A 15,943-nucleotide genomic window follows, 5' to 3' on the forward strand; every position below is an offset into this window, starting at 1 on the left:
TAGGGCGTTCGGGAGCAAAAAGAAAGAAACGAATCCTTATAACGGCAGGGGCTGCAGGTGTTTTTCTTTTTGTGTCTATTTTTTTCTTGATTGGGTATTTGCAACAACGATCGTTTGAAACAAGTATCGCAGAAATACAGGCTGAAGCGTTGACTGTGATGGAAAACAAAGACGAGATAAAGCCTAGACCAGCAGATTATTCGGGCATGGATGTAGAAACGTTAGAGCCAGGAACATTGAATGTAAATGTTCAGGATCAAATTTCTCAATTTGGTGTGGGAACGATCGAAATTCCTTCAATTGGGTTGAAATTACCGATACTGGAAGGAATCACTCAAGCAAACATTAGCATTGGTGTTGGTACAGTGAAACCGAATCAATCAATCGGAAAAGGCAACTTTGCCTTATTAGGACACTATATGACGAATAGCGGACTTCTGCTAGGCGGGTTGAAACAAGTCTCTAAAGGAGACGAGATCCACCTAACGTATTTTGACAAGCAAGCGACGTATCGAGTCGTCGAAAGCAAAGTGATACACCAATCTGAAGGGAAATACATGCTAGATGATCCTGAAGAACCACACTATTTGACCCTGCTAACGTGTGACGGTAGTCGAGTGGGAACAGACTATCGATTAATGGTTCGTGCCGAACTGATTGAGTAAATGAGGAGTGAAGGAAATGCCCGCAAAAAAGACCAGCCTGATTATTGATTCCGCTAAGGAACTACTAGAAGAAAGTGGTAGGAACTTTAATCAGTGGAAGAAAGAGATCCTAAGAACGAAAAAACTGGAGATTATGGAAGGGAAAAATCAACAATGGGAGCATTCCGTTGTTGAAGAGGCCGCATTAGAAGTGATCACCACAGATTTAAAGGAACGTAGGAAAAAAGAAAAAAACACTAGTGAAATAAGCAAAAATGTAGAAAAAGAAGGAGTCGAATACCCATGAAAGCAACAATCTTAAGCCTAGTCGTGTTACCTCAAAATGATTTAATTTCAAATTTAGTTAACTCTTTAAATTCATTAGTATCAGCAGCGCAGACATTAGCACCAGCAGTAGCAGCAGTGATCGGAGTAGGAGCCATGTTGATGTACATGTACTCAGATAAGTTTGCCGATGTAGCTAAAACAAAGATGTTCAAAATCTTTGTCGGGATGGGTGTTATTGCAGGGATCACCACGGTTATTAAATGGATGACAAGTACTGCAAGGTTCTAAAAATGTACCGGCTAAGTATTTGACTTAGCTGGTTTCCTTATTTTTAGCATTTAAAGAAATAGAGTGGAGGAAATGGCTTGTTCTTAAAAAAGAAAAATAAGCGACAATACCAGCGTGAATGCGAAAAGTTGATATTAGACTTCTACCATAGAGCGTTTTTACAGATAGTCGATATACATTTGAAAGAATCGACTTCCGAAGACTTACTTGTTGCGCAAAGAGTAATCAATTGTTTAGATACCAATTTATTTATGCTAGATTCTCAATGGATCAAAGGGAAGAAAAAGGAAGACGTCAGGAACAGATTACTTAGTATGGGTGAAGCTTTTGATCTTCATTCATTGCAGTAGACATAAAATTGTTCCATTTTTAGGACTAAAGGAAAGAAAGGAGAAAAAATGTATTTACTTAAGTTTGTTAAGGTACCTAAGACAGTAAAAAAACGGAAAGTAATTCCGTTGAAAAAGTGGCTATATCTCCCACAGGCGCAAGATTTGTATTTTCAAGTCATTGAAAATGAAGCGTATGAAGGTGAAATGACCGTATTAGTTCGGAATCAAGAAAACTTGCAAGAGATTCAGTTTGATATTTCCTATGAAGAAGGTTACACCTTATCGGATTTGATAAGCCAGGATTTAATCAAGGAGATTCGAAGTACAGCTGACGAAAATCTACGTACCTCTTTAGAAATTATGGAAAATGAGATCAGCTTGTCGTTTTCTGAACCTATTACCATAGAGTCAACGGAAACAGAAGGAACTAAAGCGAACCTTTTCTCGACAATTGGATCAAAACTTCCATTTAAGAAAAAAGAGAGCGTATCGGAAGAAACCGTTGAAGAAGAACAACCTGAACCAGTTGAAGAAGTGGTGGAACCAGAAGAAGAAAGTTACGTCCCAGATTATGAAGAGGGAGAGGAGACTGAAAAGGAGCTTTTGCTGCAACCACTTGAGGAAACTGAAGAACCAAAAGTTGATCAAAAAGCACAACATGATAAAAAAATGGAACCAAATACTCCAGAAGAAAGCAGACCAAAAATTCCTTCTCTACAGGAATATGTATCAGTTGAACAAGCACCGGTGATCAAAGAAATAGACCAGGTGATCGATCAGTTGGATGAAAGGGTAAAAAATGGATTAAACCACGTCTTGTCTGAATTCAATTTGTCCAACCCAACGACATTTATCGAGAAGAAACAAAAAGAATTTATTGAAAAATCTTTTACAAAAGATTTTTATTCGTCCCTCATTTCTAGCTTGGTAGAGACGAAAAGTAATTTATTAAATACGGCTATATTAACATTGACCGAACAGTATGAACGACAGGCAAAGCAAAGTGATCCCTCAGTGCTTCAAAAAGAGATTGCCGCCATTAAAGCGAATGTTGAGAGTCGCTGGCAACAAGAACTAACCAAACGAATCCAAACAATTTCAGGAAGACACAAACAAACGATCGATCAACTAAGAGTGAAACAAGAGGAAGAACTCGCACAACTGAAATTAAAGCATAGTCAAGAAATTGCCCACCATAACAATAGCTATGCAATCGAAAAAGAACAGCTTGAAAAAGAGATTCAAGAAATGATTGAACAAGAAGCACAGACCAATATCCAGAATTTCAAAAAAGAAGCAACTCGGAAAATGGAGTTGGATAATCTTCAAGCGTTAGAAACATTTAAAATTGCTCAAATTGAAAGTATGCGTAAGGTCGTGACAGAGACTTTAACGAATGCCAAAAAGAATGAAGGGAATTATCTAAATGCGCTCAAAAAACGGTTAGAAGACGAGCAACCAAGATTTGAACAGAAGTATAATCGATGGTTAGAAATGCAGCGAGCGGAGGAAATCAAAAGAAAGGAACAAGAAGAATTGAGACTTAAAGAGCGTGAAATCGAAGTCCAAGAGAAAAAAGTTGCCCTGGAAGAAAAAACGATTCAAGAAACCGTTGATTCCACAAAACGTATGGAAAAACAAAACCATGAACTCCTTGTCGCACAACAGGCCCAATTACTTGAAACAATCAAAGTTTTTCAGATAAACCCTCCGGCTACACTTCCTCAACCGACAGAGCCTAGTCCGACTCAGCAACCGAAAAATACCTGGTGGAAAGGATTCTTTGTCGCGACGATCACTTTTGTAACGATCGGTGGCATTGGCACATTACTTTATACGATTCATAATGTTTATGCTGCTCAAGAACAAACGACACAAGTGATCCAGAAACAAACCAGTGAAATGGAGCAACGCTTAATGGGAGTGATAGAAAATCAATCGACGCAGACCACAGAAAGTACGGAAGAAACACCACCAACGTTTGAAGATTATTTGATTGAAGACCAGTACCTAGAAGCCGCAGAGACGTTCCCAGAGAAGAAAAAAGACATTGTCAATTATTTACTTGCACAAGGAGATAAAAACCATCTGAATGAGTTTTTAGAGGCATATCCAACGACTGACAAATTACAGTTGTTACAGGTGGCAATCTTGAACGGCGACAGTGAGGAAATCTTTGATCTTTATCGGGAAAATGATTGGGATACACTCAAAAAATTGTCAGCTGGTCAAAAAGAAAAATTAGCATTGGTTTTATACCAAGAAAGCTATGCGGTAGAAGCGAATTTACTATTAGAAGATTAGACAAATAAAGCGTTTAAAAAAAGCAATCTAATTCTAGACTGCTTTTTTTGTTGTCTTTTTATTTGAAAAAGGAGAGAAGGAATGGAAGAACAAGCTTTAGAATTTCTACTTCGATATTCCGATTGGATCAAAGACGCAGGATTTTTTAGTTCTATTTGGCACATGTTTATCATGTGGTTAATTAAAATATCTTATCACATTGCCGTTTACACAGAAAAGGTCATTGATCAGATTTTTAAAGTCACAGGCTTTCTTGACGAGGGGATGATTGGGACCGTTTATACCAGCATGCGAATCTTGGCGGCTTCTATATTAACGGTGACACTCCTTTATATCGTTTACAAGTATATGTTCAGTGATCGTGTTGATTTAAAAGGAAGCCTTCTTCGATGGGTTATTTTCTTAAATTTGATTATTTATCTTCCTGGGTTGATGAACTCGGCTATGGATGTGACGAAAGCAACCTTTGATGCCACGAAAGACCTACATGGCACTGGATCAAGCTTATCCTACAATATCGTGCAAAGTAATATGGCGGATCTTACTTACTTATCGAGAAATGGCTTTGAATTACTTGATAGCAGCGACACAAAAGACCGGACAATGAATCTATCGGAAAATGCGTTTAAAAACGCCGATTTAACAGAAATGATTTTACCTAGTGATATCGGAGATTTAAAGAAAACAGCAAGCAATGAAGAAAATACAGAAGCTTTAGGTTATCAAATCAAGGTAGCAGATGATGGATCACTTTATGCGGACAAAATTAAAAATGGTTGGTTTTCAACGTTTGATAATGGGAAATTCCGATTTAGTGCAGATACTTCAACGATTTTGATTTCCTTATGGACAATGACATTTGTGTATCTTTGTTCAGGATTCACCATAGGTGCAGCCATCTTAGAATTGGTTTTTGCTCGAATTTTGTTCCCAGTTTTGGCGGCCATGGATATTGAAACTGGTCAAAAAGTGAAACGGATTTTTGAAGATATGGGCAATACGTTCGTGACGATCATGCTGACTGGTTTTTCAATCAGCTTATTTTCGATTTACTTCACCTATCTTGCCACATTGAACCTAAATATAGTCGCTTATGCCATTTTATGTCTTGTGGGTGTGTCTATGGCAATGACTGGTCCAAGAACCTTTGGGAAATATTTAGGTGTGGATACCAGCGTTCGAAGTGGGTTCAAATCAATCGTGGGTGGATACTATGGGGCGAAAGCGGCCATGGGCATTGGAAAATCTGCAGTTGGTTTAGGCGAAGCAGCGTTGCATGCACCGGAAACAATACGCGCGACAGGTGGCAAAATCAAGAATGGTGTCGCCAATAAACTAGATAGCGATAAGAAAATGCTGAAGAATATTGGTGAGGGCGCTCAAGATGGATTCAATAAAGCTAAGGATCATATCGACAATAAACTTGATGATAAAGTCGATGAAATCTTTGATAACCCACCAACGAATTTAGAAAACAGTAGTCCGATTCCAGAAGAGCAGTACGAAAAAGAGAATCTCAACCAATCGATCGATGGACAAGAAACTTCCAAAAATGAAGAAAGTAAAGATACCGATAAACCTACTGGTGAGCTTGATCAAGACGGAAAAGCCATTACAGCTGAAGGGGATAACAGTACGCACCAAGAACACAACACAGTACAAGATTCAGCTGACGAGAAATCTGTTTCTGATAGTGAGCTGAATACTGAAGGGCATGATTTGTCTGAAACCTCTGAAGCTCATGGAGAAGAAACCGACGAGAACGGAAAAGTGATCGTTCAAGATTCTTCAACGAAAGAGGATAAAACGATAAATGACGCTTCAGGTATCGACATAAATGGATCGGATCAACGTCCTGAAAAAATGGAAAATGAAGAACAAACGAATGGTAAACCGTCGGTTGATTCAGACGGAAGTACCGAATCTGATACTCAGAATAAAATGAATCCAGCAGTTGAAAATCCTGACAAGAAAAAAGTTAGCGAGGGTTCAGAAGAAGCACCTAAGAAAAACCCTACAGAAGTTGATGCACCTCAAGTAGCGCAAAATGCGGATGATTCTACGCAGAAACAGGTCGTACAAACTGAACAGTCAACCCCAGCAAGAAAAGAAGAACAGGTTGAAGGGAATCGCCCTGAAACTGTTTCTAAGGTCACTGAATCGACAAAGGATAATCAAGGGTCGACAAGACAGGAACAAGGAGCTATGAAGCCGTCAGAAACCTTAAAATCAACAGATAGAACAATTTATAAGGAATCTGAAGCGAAACCAATTTGGGAAGAAAAGAAACAAAGTGACACGCGATTTGCAAGTGCAAATGACAGCCTGAAGAACATGAATGCAGAAGATTATTTGCCACCAAGAAATAATGATCGAGGTGATAGAAATGGCGAATAAATACCAACAGATGAAAATCCAAAAAAATATTAAACAAGAAGTCCGACTGAAGGCGTTCTACTTTTTGGATCTCGCATTGATTCTAGGACTTTGTGGCGGCATGTTTTATCTGCAAGAGTTGATTCAGCTGCCTATTGGTCATTTTATCTTAGTTGAATGTTTGTTATTTGCTTTAGGCATATTCTTATGCGCGAAACCAAGTAGCAATGGTGGGCATAGAAACCTCTACACTCTTTATTGTCTGCTTAAAATGGATCGGACTACCTACGGCGTTCAGAGCTATAAGAAAGGAGGAAATTAGCGCAATGGCAAAGATAAAACAAGGAACAAGTCAGAAAAAGCGTCCCCTGAAAAAAGGGGAGCTTCCTTCTGTACAAGAAGTAATCCCTATCAAAAGAATGGATCAAAACGACGTTGTGAAGGACGACGATAGCTATTTGGCTTTCTTGAAGGTTTCTACCCAAGATATCAACGGACTCAGCGCACAAGAGCAACAGCAAGCACAGTCTCAATTTGAAAACCTCTCACGGATCTATGACGATGATATGAGTATTTTATCCATGATGTTTCCTACAAACATTGATTCTAACCTAACCTTTTGGAATAAAAAGCTGATGCAAGCAAGAAAAAGACAAAACATGGCGCAAATGGTGATTTGTCGAGAACAAATTCAGCGCCTCTTGTGGGTAGAAATGGAATTATCCAATCTGGAGTTTTACTTCATGGTCTATGGAAAAACAAAAAAAGACATCGTTCTGGCCAAGACGTTACTAAAACGTTCTGGTGGATCACTGCTAAAAATCAAAGACGTGAGTGCAGGTCAGACGGAACAAATACTGACAAAACTATTTAATATGAATACAGCGATTTAGGAGGAAATTATGCTATCGAGAAAAGAAGTATTGGATCTAGAAAAAAAGGGTTATGACTTAGACTTTATTTCTAGAATTCAGCCCCAGGGTGGGTTTAAGCCGACGGAAGACAAAATTATCGCTGGTGACGGCGTGTATGCGACGTTGCACGTTTATGAGCTTCCGAAAAATCCAGTGCCTTTTTGGCTTACCGCCCTAATGGGGAATAGCAACACAATAACGAAGGTTGATATTGCCCCTTTAGAAAAAGAACGTGCCTTGAAGGATATCAACAATTCTTTGAACGAATATCGGGAACAGGCAACAGAAGGACGGACACAAACTGATCGAAACGACGCCGCAGCTGAGTATGTGGCTCTAGAACGCTATGCTTCACAAATCAAGCAAGGGGGGGAGGTAACGAAATTAATTGATATCCGGATCTATTTGGTCGCCGATACCCAAGAGGAACTAGACAAGGAATTTACTACACTTTGAAAATCACTCAAAGCTTCAGACTACAAAGTTGTGGCATTTATTGGAAAACCGCTAACTGAATGGCTCGCTTTTGCCCAAAGCTACACCGAGCAACAGAAGATGCCAGGGGCAAGAGCAGGACTCACCGTCGGTACAACAGCAATCGGCGGTAGTTACCCGTTCAATCATAAATATTTAGTTGATCCAAGAGGGCAATATTTGGGTCAAACAGACACAGGTGGACCGTTCATTTATGATCCTTTTTACGTAACCAGCGTACGTAAATCCTTCAGCTCAATCCTTCTAGGAAAACCAGGAATGGGGAAGTCCACTCTCCTCAAGTTGATTGAGGAGGGGCTGTTTGGGAGGAATACGTGTATACGAGGATTCGAAAAAAATGGTGACTGGAAAAAGACGATCGGACACCAAAAGGGCAGAATCGTTGATTTGTCTGGAAGAGGCGGCATGTTAAATCCCCTGGAACCATTGGCCACAATTACGGATGAAACTGGAACGAAGATCGATCAGCTCAATAGTTATTTGCAACATCGAGCAAAATTCTTTAATCAAATTCGCTTCTTGAATCCGTCAATGCGTTCAGTTGATGTTCTCGATTTTGGAAAAATACTTGACGCTTTTTACATTGAAAAAGGACTTCTACCGGATAATTATATGGCAAAAGAAAATCAAATGAATATTAATATCATTGGTTTAGATCCCAAACAGTATCCAATCATGAGTGAATTTAATACCTTCTTAAATCAATATGTAAATAATGGCTATAAAGATCGAGTAACAAGTGTGAAAATGGTCGAAATGGAGAACTTCCTCTCTGTCATAGATTCAATGACCAACCAGTATGGTTCGATATTCAATGGTACTACGTCATTTAAGAATTTGAATGATGAACAGGTATTGTTTTTCGATATTGAAACGATCGGTCACTTTGACACAGAAATATACAAGTGCCTTTTGTTTACGGCTATGAACATTGTTTGGAATCAAGCACTGAACAACGGTCGGCGACAAAAAATCGCACTTGCGAATAATGAAATCGAGATCGACGATGTGGTATTCTTTGCTTTCTTCTTAGATGAGTGTCAGGAGATCCTCAGTCCGGACACGGTATTCGTCGTTACTCAAGTTGTTAAGTTCTTAAAAGAAATGCGAAAATTCTCAGCTGGTGCTTTCTTTGCGACACAATCTCCACAAGAATTGCTTCCTGAAAATTCCTCTGATGATTATATCTCAAAAATCAAACAGGTATTTGAATTGTGTTCAAGTAAGTTCTTTTTAGGGTTAGATGCTTCCGTTGCAGGCACGATGAGAAAAGCAATGGGGAGTCTCTTAACTGAAGGGCAATACAATGATTTAGCATTGATGGAACAAGGTGAAGTATTTATCAACTTAGGTGGAACGAACAACTACAAAATCACAACAGATCCTGATGAAAAACAATTGATACGATTTGCTGGGGGACATTAGTACTCAGATTTAGTTGAGGGAAGGAGGGCATTGTGTTTAGAAAAATTTTACGAGTCATAACTGGCGAAGCAACGAAAAGGGAAAAAATCATGCTTGCATTAAAGGCTTTCGGAAGTTTGTTTTTTACTACCGGTGGTCTTTTTTTAGTGTTTATTTTTGTGTCGGTCACTATGATTGTCTCCATGACGAACTCGTCAAAAGATGAAGGGGTAGGGAGCGCTGAAAATATACCGGCAGATGTATTAAAGTGGGAATCCTACTTTGTCAGAGAAGCACAAAAATACGATATTGTGGATCACGTGCCGATACTTATGGCTATCACAACAGTAGAAACTGGCGGACGTTTGCCAGACATCATGCAGTCCTCAGAGAGTGCGGGACTACCTATGAACACGATCGATAATGAACCGGATTCGATCGCTCAAGGGGTGAAACACTATGCGAGCGCATTACAGTTATCAGAAGCTGCAGGTACCGACAAATGGACAGTTGTTCAAGCTTATAACTTCGGGACAAGCTATATAGGATACGTATCACAACGCGGGAAAACTCATACGATCGATTTAGCAGAAGCTTATTCAAGGGATGTGGTAGCCCCTTCTTTAGGCAATGTTCTAGGAAGTACCTATCGCTATGTCAATGCTGTTTCAGAAGCGAATGGACGCCCCTATTTGTATTGGAATGGTGGGAATTTCCATTATGTTGATTTAGTCAGGCAGTATCTTAGTCAAGGTGAAGTTGGCGGAAACGAAGGGTTCATTTTACCGTTAAGTCCACCAAACATAACTTCATGGTTTGGTATGCGTATCTTGGGTGGAGTAGAACAATTCCATCGAGGAATCGACTTTGGCCATCCGCAAGGCACACCGATAAAAGCAATCGCTGATGGTGTCGTCATTGCATCTGAATACCATAATTCCTGGGGAAATTACGTCCGTATCGAACATGCCAACGGATATTGTAGCCTGTATGCACACAATGTTTTAAACAACGTAAAAGTCGGCGATCAGGTGAAACAAGGGGATATTATTGGTCATGTTGGAAACACCGGAAATAGTTTCGGCGCTCACCTTCATTTGGAAATTTCAACGTCACGAGATTTGACAGCCGCAAGCTTATTAGACCCAGCAGAGGTTTTGGGAATCAGTCGATGAAAGGAAAATAAGATGAAAGAAAACGAGAAAAAGATCATAGGAATTGGCGTAGGTGTAGGTGTAGTTATTTTAGCAATATTAGCTATGACAGGCTTCTTTCGCTCGGATAATGAAGAAGAACCAAGTACCGTTGAGAGTCGCACAGAAGAAACCATTTCTTCTGAAGCGTCCACTCAAATTACAGAAGATAGTACCCAAGAATCTTTATTAGAAGAAATACTTGGGGAAGAAAAAACAGAAGAATCGACAGGTGAAAGTTTAGAAGTGATCCCAGAATCAGATGTAGACAATGCGTATATCGAGTGGCAACAAATGACACAGTATGAAAGAGAAATGAAGAAAGTAAACGAGTCATTCATTGCTGCTTATTATGGAAACTTAGAACCAAAAGAACGAAATGCCAAGCTGAAAGAGTTAGTCACAGAATCTGTTTTTGAGGAAGAAGAAATGCCTGAAAGTGGCCAAGTATCCCAACCATACATTGAAGATTTAGAAACTGAATCGATCGTAAAAACTGTTGATCATATCCAAGGAACTGTAATCAATATTCTTTCAATGAAGGTCGATCATGTACCACAAAAAATGCTTGTGACAGTTTCAATGGTTCAATCAGATGGATGGATAATTGATCAAATAGGGTTCGAAGTTATTCTTTCTAATCAAGAGTAAGATCACAGAATAGAGAGGAAAAAGTGCAATGGAAGTAAACGATATCGTCATTGTTTCAGATGAATTTAAAACAACAAATGGCTATTTAATTGGACACATTGGGCGTGTTACCAGCATAAAAAAAGAAAAAGATAATCCGATTACGGTCACCTTTTTTCATACAGATGACATTAAAATCTTTCACGAATCGGAACTAACGATACTGAAAATGGGGGAGAGTAATGGGGGAAATTAAAAAATTTAAGCAAAAATATTTTGGTACAAAGAGCCAAGTATATTTCAAAACGCTGTTCGTTTTTCTCCTTTCCATAATCATTGTTTTTGTGCATGGCATGTCCCAAAAATCGGATTTGGATTACCAAGAAGTCGAATTATTTGAAGAACATTTGGTCCAACAAGGAGCCTTATCGGTTGTCAAAAAGGTCTTCAATGAAGAAGAAAAGAGCTTTCGAATGGACTTGTTTTTTGAACCAACGTCCCAATCCGTCGATGATTTACAAAGAAAAATAGAAGCTGATTTGGTCACAGATAAGAACCCAGAGGAACAAATAAAGGTAAAAGTTATTCCTGTTACCAGTCGCTATTTTGTATTAGTAGCGGAAGGAATTGAACCAGATGCAGCGACTGTAAGGTTGGATATTTCTTATTATACGACACAAGAAATGAATCAATCCTTGAGATTTTATACCTCAAAAGAGCATTCAACAGTCGAAACAGAATCAATTTTAAATACTCAAGAAATCGAATTACAAATTGATTCGATTCAAAATGATATTCGAATTCAAACCAAACTAATTGAAGAAAGTGAAAAAAATAGTCAAGAAATTAACCAAGATATTGCCCTTCGTTTAGATCAATATGAACAATTAACGGAAGAAAAAAGATTCCAAGTCGGAAGTGTTTTACAAGAAACAGAAGGTAAAATATCCGCGATAAAAAGTACCATTTCAAATTTAAACGACCAATTAGAAACAGAAAAAGATTTGAGAAATGAGGCAGTCGAACGTATTGAGTTACTAGAAAAAAGGATTGAAGAAATCAAAAAGTAAATGTACGAAGCCCTTGACCTAATCCGCCATTATTTTAATAGGGTCCGGTATTGGGTATGGTGTTGGGTCCGATATTCGAATTCTGCCAATTTATGGGTCCGGTGTTGGGTCTTTGGCGTGGACCCGCCGCCCGCCCCCGCAAATTGTGCTAAACGTTGTTATACCGCCTTTGTTGGGTGTGGGGGGTTAGCGCTCTTCGACCGCTAACCCCCCACACCCAACAATAATAAAATTTTTGCAAATTTGATTACCGGCAACATGGTATAACAAAGCACATTTGCGGGGGCGGGCGGCTAAGATAAGAGATCATATAAAGTACAAAAAAATTAAATAGATAGGATATAAAAGAATAAGAAAAGGGTGTGGAAGAGAGAAAATAAAGGGATAAGGTCAAGGTCAAAAGATCAACCCCCTACCCCCAGTCTTGGGGGTCTCGAACTAACTCCCTCCGCCCTCTTTCAATCGTTGTAAGAGGGAACTTACAACTACCCCTAGCGCCAACGCCCCTTCACCAAATCTTGAAGGGGCTGTCTTAATACCATAAAACCAAAAGAGAATGTTTGACTGATAGTTAGATTGGCATGTTGTCTTGTTCGATTCATAAACCTGAATGAGATCATATGACTGATGATAGAGTTTGGGTATGAGTTTTGATTCGAACCTAAAACCTTAAAGAATGCAGCTAACTAAGTTTTACAATGAGCACAAATGTTGTTCGAATAGAAAGAAGCGGAACCTCATTGCTTAGGCAATGATTTCCGCAGAAGGGAGAAAATAGTTCCACTATTTTCTTTTCTTAATTTGAAAGGTGAGGAAAGTATATGTTGTTAAACAATCGACTTGAACTAACTGATAGAGATTTGATGATGCTTGAAGTTGTTAATCGCTGGCGAATTGCACAACCGAAACATTTTTGTTCGTTACTTGGTTTTCCATCAATCGAATATGTACGTAAAAGAATTCGCAAATTAGAAATAAATGGATACTTAAAAAGAGATTTAAGACAAGGAAGGGAGGCGCAAATTTTTTCGCTAGGTAAGAAAGGAAAAGAGGTTCTCGAATTACAGAGTGTAGGAAAAGTGAGTGACGCAACAGTTCGTCATGAGTTGGGTGTATTAACGTGTACTTGCTTTTTTCGCGAGTATTTTCCTGAAGCAAAATTAGACTACCATTCTATTATTACGGATAGAGATTTTCGAGTTCATGAATACAAAAAAGTGTTTGTGGCAGAATTTAACTACACACTAATGCAGCCGAAAGTACACAACTATGCAGCAGTTTGACTGCGAACTAGTTTCCTTCCATCATAAGTTTTAGTGACTTAGTGATGGAGGTACAGAAAGGTTGTTAACTTTGGATGATATTAAAACGATAAAACATTTGAGAAATAATCGTGATCAGTCAATTGATCAGATAAGAAAAGCAATGAATATCAATTGGCGAACAGCGAAAAAATACGCCGACAGTGATCAGCTATTCATTACGGATCCTACTCGAAAAAATAAATCCATGATGGATGATGGCTGGGGAGAAATTATCGGTAGTTGGCTAGAAGAAGACCTACGCTTACGTAGAAAACTCCGTAGAACTGCCAAAGCTATCTATGAACAATTGAAACCTTTGGGTTTCCCTGGCTCCTATCGAACAGTTTGCGTCTATATTTCTCAATGGAAAAAACAGCGGTACGACGAAACGAATTACAAAGCTGTCGATCGCCTTGATCATCCGATCGGAGAAGCACAGGTCGATTTTGGAACAATGGAAGTCATGCACGAAGATCACATGAAAGACATACAACTTCTTATCATGTCATTTCCCTATAGTAATGCGACGTTCGCAAGTGCCATGCCAGCTCAAAACCAAGAGTGTTTCCTGGAAGCATTAAAGCAACTATTTGATCAATGCGGCGGTGTTCCAAAAAAGATCAGAATAGATAACTTAACTCCAGCGGTGAAAAAAACAAAATCAAAATTTGAAGAAGCACAACTAACCGATGAATTCTTACGTTTCACCATTCATTATGGTTGTGATGTTCAAGTCTGTAACCCACGTAGTGGGCATGAAAAAGGACATGTCGAAAATAAAGTGGGTTATGTCCGATACAATTTCTTCTCGACTTCGCCAATCATGGACTCTTTTGAGTCCCTAAATAAGCAGCTTGAAGAACAATTGAAAACAGATCGAAAAAGGACGCATTATTCGAAACATCAATTAATCGAAGATTTGTGGAAGAAAGAAAACAAGGCGTTACATTCTCTTCCCCAAGAGGATTACCCAATTTTTAAAGAAGTAGAAGCTAAACTAAATCGTTATCACGAAATGAAATTGGATCAAACGGTTATTCATATTCCTAAAGCATATGGATATTCTCAATTGACCGTTGTTTTGACTTGGAATAAATTTAAAGTTCTTACGCCTCATGGAGACCTCTTAATGAACGAATATCGCCCCTATATGAACAAAAAACGATTGATCCCATGGAGTGATATCTTGAAACAATGGAGTAATAAATTGAATGTCGTTAGTTATTCGAGGTATTGGAAGTACTTGCCTGCACGCCTTCAAAATTATCTAGCAATTGATAATAATCACCTTAAATACAGACGGATAAAACAATTACTAAGTTTATTAGCGACCTATGATATCCAACAAATTAATGAACAATTTTACGAATTAGTTGTTCAAGAAGATGCCCCCTCTGACTTTGATGTGAATTGGTCAAACTATGATGCATTAACAAAATCAGGAGGCGTGCAAAAATGACTGGACAGACGCTAGAAGATTATTGCAAAAAGCTTCGATTAAGCCATATCATCACGAACTTACCAAGAGCTTCTTTCGAAGCTCCAGAACAATTTATTACCGATTTATTCCGTTTAGAGCTTGAGACCAGACAGCAGATCAAATTAGAACGGATGGAAAAATTAGCCAAATTTCCTGTACCAAAATCGCTAAAGAACTATGAATGGCACGAAGATATTTTTCTACCAGCCCATCTAGATAAGGCGACCCTTGTCTCTCTTGATTTTCTAAAAAGGCAAGAAAACATTGTTTGTGTTGGCTCTCCTGGTACAGGGAAAACGCATCTAGCGATCGCATTAGGGAGAAAAGCCTGTAGTGAAGGTGTTTCAACCAAATTTTTCCGAGTAAACAATCTCGTTGAACAATTAGAGAGTGCCTTAAAAAAACAACAGCTAGCCAGTTTCAAGAAGCGATTCGAAACAACAGAATTAATTATTCTTGATGAAATGGGGTACTTACCATTGACGAAAGAAGGAGCTGAACTACTCTTTCAACTGATTTCAGATTGGTATGAGCAAAAGAGCATTATTATTACCTCTAATTTAGAATTCAGTCAATGGAATCGAGTGTTTATGGATTCTCGCTTAACAGCTGCTCTCGTTGATCGGCTAATCCATCACGCTCACATTATCAGCTTTAAAGGCGAAAGTTTCAGGTTGAAAAATTCATTATCTAAATCATATTGAAGGAAAAAACTAGTTGCAGCAAAACTCTGCACTTTCGGCTGCATTTTTTTGTAAAAAGCTATTGCACAACACACAAAAAAGGAAACTATCACGGTTATGGAAAAATGAATCGAACGGGTGATTTAACATTCAAGGTAGGAAACGATTGGTGGATTGTTGAATATGAGAAAGAGAAGAAAGACGCTTTTCGTTTACAGACGAATGTTAGTGCTAATAAAAACCGTGCTTACGGTCAAATTTGGGTTTATCCCAAAGTAAAAAGTTCGATTTATCATGGATTGTTAGAAGCGAAAGAGTACATTGGAATTGATGATGCTCAATTTAAATTGCTTACGTTTGAAGAGGTTGAGAAGGTACTAAAAAGACCGTCGAAGCGTCTTGCGACTCTTTCAACTAATCCTATCGATGTTCTCATTGAAGAATTCTATTCTTATTCCGAACACAGGGAAATGGACTTATTCCATACCCCTTATTAAATGAAAAGAAAGGTGAATGTATGTATCAAGATGTCGTTTTT

At 38.7% G+C, this 15,943-nt stretch carries 18 protein-coding genes; all 18 read left to right on the plus strand.

Annotated features, from left to right (window positions below):
* The first annotated feature begins 71 nt into the window (after nt 1-71).
* Nucleotides 72-665 carry a class A sortase gene (locus tag IGI96_RS11310; RefSeq protein ID WP_086339223.1) on the plus strand — a complete coding sequence of 198 codons (594 nt, stop codon included), beginning with the start codon at nt 72-74 and terminating at the stop codon, nt 663-665.
* Between the two features lie 16 nt (nt 666-681).
* The gene (locus IGI96_RS11315; RefSeq protein WP_086339224.1) at nt 682-951 is read left to right on the plus strand and encodes a DUF5415 family protein; all 270 of its coding nucleotides are present in this window, start codon (nt 682-684) and stop codon (nt 949-951) included.
* A complete protein-coding gene (locus IGI96_RS11320) occupies nt 948-1,220 on the plus strand; it encodes a hypothetical protein (RefSeq protein ID WP_086339225.1) in 273 nt (90 codons plus the stop codon). The genes IGI96_RS11315 and IGI96_RS11320 overlap by 4 nt, the downstream gene beginning before the upstream one ends.
* A 77-nt stretch (nt 1,221-1,297) precedes the next feature.
* Entirely contained in the window at nt 1,298-1,570 is a 273-nt protein-coding gene (locus tag IGI96_RS11325; RefSeq protein WP_086339226.1) for a hypothetical protein, read from the plus strand.
* A gap of 108 nt (nt 1,571-1,678) precedes the next feature.
* Nucleotides 1,679-3,856, plus strand: coding sequence for a hypothetical protein (locus IGI96_RS11330; protein WP_141108429.1), 2,178 nt, complete (start codon nt 1,679-1,681; stop codon nt 3,854-3,856).
* A gap of 81 nt (nt 3,857-3,937) precedes the next feature.
* Nucleotides 3,938-6,253: a pLS20_p028 family conjugation system transmembrane protein gene (locus IGI96_RS11335; protein ID WP_086339228.1), complete on the plus strand. Its 2,316-nt coding sequence runs from the start codon at nt 3,938-3,940 to the stop codon at nt 6,251-6,253.
* On the plus strand, nt 6,243-6,554 hold the full coding sequence (locus tag IGI96_RS11340) for a DUF5592 family protein (RefSeq protein WP_086339229.1): 312 nt from the start codon (nt 6,243-6,245) through the stop codon (nt 6,552-6,554). Before IGI96_RS11335 ends, IGI96_RS11340 begins: the two co-directional genes overlap by 11 nt.
* A gap of 4 nt (nt 6,555-6,558) precedes the next feature.
* Nucleotides 6,559-7,125 (plus strand): hypothetical protein, encoded by a 567-nt coding sequence (locus IGI96_RS11345; protein WP_086339230.1) that lies wholly within the window; start codon nt 6,559-6,561, stop codon nt 7,123-7,125.
* Between the two features lie 9 nt (nt 7,126-7,134).
* Nucleotides 7,135-7,602 carry a hypothetical protein gene (locus IGI96_RS11350; protein ID WP_254907900.1) on the plus strand — a complete coding sequence of 156 codons (468 nt, stop codon included), beginning with the start codon at nt 7,135-7,137 and terminating at the stop codon, nt 7,600-7,602.
* A 30-nt stretch (nt 7,603-7,632) separates the two neighbouring features.
* Entirely contained in the window at nt 7,633-9,066 is a 1,434-nt protein-coding gene (locus IGI96_RS11355) for an ATPase (protein ID WP_254907901.1), read from the plus strand.
* A gap of 32 nt (nt 9,067-9,098) precedes the next feature.
* Nucleotides 9,099-10,220 carry a lysozyme family protein gene (locus IGI96_RS11360; protein WP_086339231.1) on the plus strand — a complete coding sequence of 374 codons (1,122 nt, stop codon included), beginning with the start codon at nt 9,099-9,101 and terminating at the stop codon, nt 10,218-10,220.
* 12 nt (nt 10,221-10,232) lie between these two features.
* Nucleotides 10,233-10,889, plus strand: a complete 657-nt coding sequence (locus tag IGI96_RS11365) for a hypothetical protein (RefSeq protein WP_086339232.1) — start codon at nt 10,233-10,235, stop codon at nt 10,887-10,889.
* A 28-nt stretch (nt 10,890-10,917) separates the two neighbouring features.
* A complete protein-coding gene (locus IGI96_RS11370; RefSeq protein ID WP_086339233.1) occupies nt 10,918-11,124 on the plus strand; it encodes a hypothetical protein in 207 nt (68 codons plus the stop codon).
* Nucleotides 11,111-11,938 carry a hypothetical protein gene (locus tag IGI96_RS11375; protein WP_086339234.1) on the plus strand — a complete coding sequence of 276 codons (828 nt, stop codon included), beginning with the start codon at nt 11,111-11,113 and terminating at the stop codon, nt 11,936-11,938. The genes IGI96_RS11370 and IGI96_RS11375 overlap by 14 nt, the downstream gene beginning before the upstream one ends.
* 821 nt (nt 11,939-12,759) lie before the next feature.
* A complete protein-coding gene (locus IGI96_RS11380) occupies nt 12,760-13,221 on the plus strand; it encodes a hypothetical protein (protein WP_438785163.1) in 462 nt (153 codons plus the stop codon).
* Between the two features lie 70 nt (nt 13,222-13,291).
* Nucleotides 13,292-14,701, plus strand: coding sequence for an IS21 family transposase (gene istA / locus IGI96_RS11385; RefSeq protein ID WP_438785456.1), 1,410 nt, complete (start codon nt 13,292-13,294; stop codon nt 14,699-14,701).
* The gene (gene istB, locus IGI96_RS11390) at nt 14,698-15,426 is read left to right on the plus strand and encodes an IS21-like element helper ATPase IstB (RefSeq protein WP_195958049.1); all 729 of its coding nucleotides are present in this window, start codon (nt 14,698-14,700) and stop codon (nt 15,424-15,426) included. The genes istA and istB overlap by 4 nt, the downstream gene beginning before the upstream one ends.
* A gap of 104 nt (nt 15,427-15,530) precedes the next feature.
* Nucleotides 15,531-15,902, plus strand: a complete 372-nt coding sequence (locus IGI96_RS11395; RefSeq protein ID WP_438785164.1) for a hypothetical protein — start codon at nt 15,531-15,533, stop codon at nt 15,900-15,902.
* The last annotated feature ends 41 nt before the right edge of the window (nt 15,903-15,943 follow it).

The organism is Enterococcus sp. DIV0421, assembly GCF_051713745.1.
GTDB lineage: Bacteria > Bacillota > Bacilli > Lactobacillales > Enterococcaceae > Enterococcus_D > Enterococcus_D casseliflavus.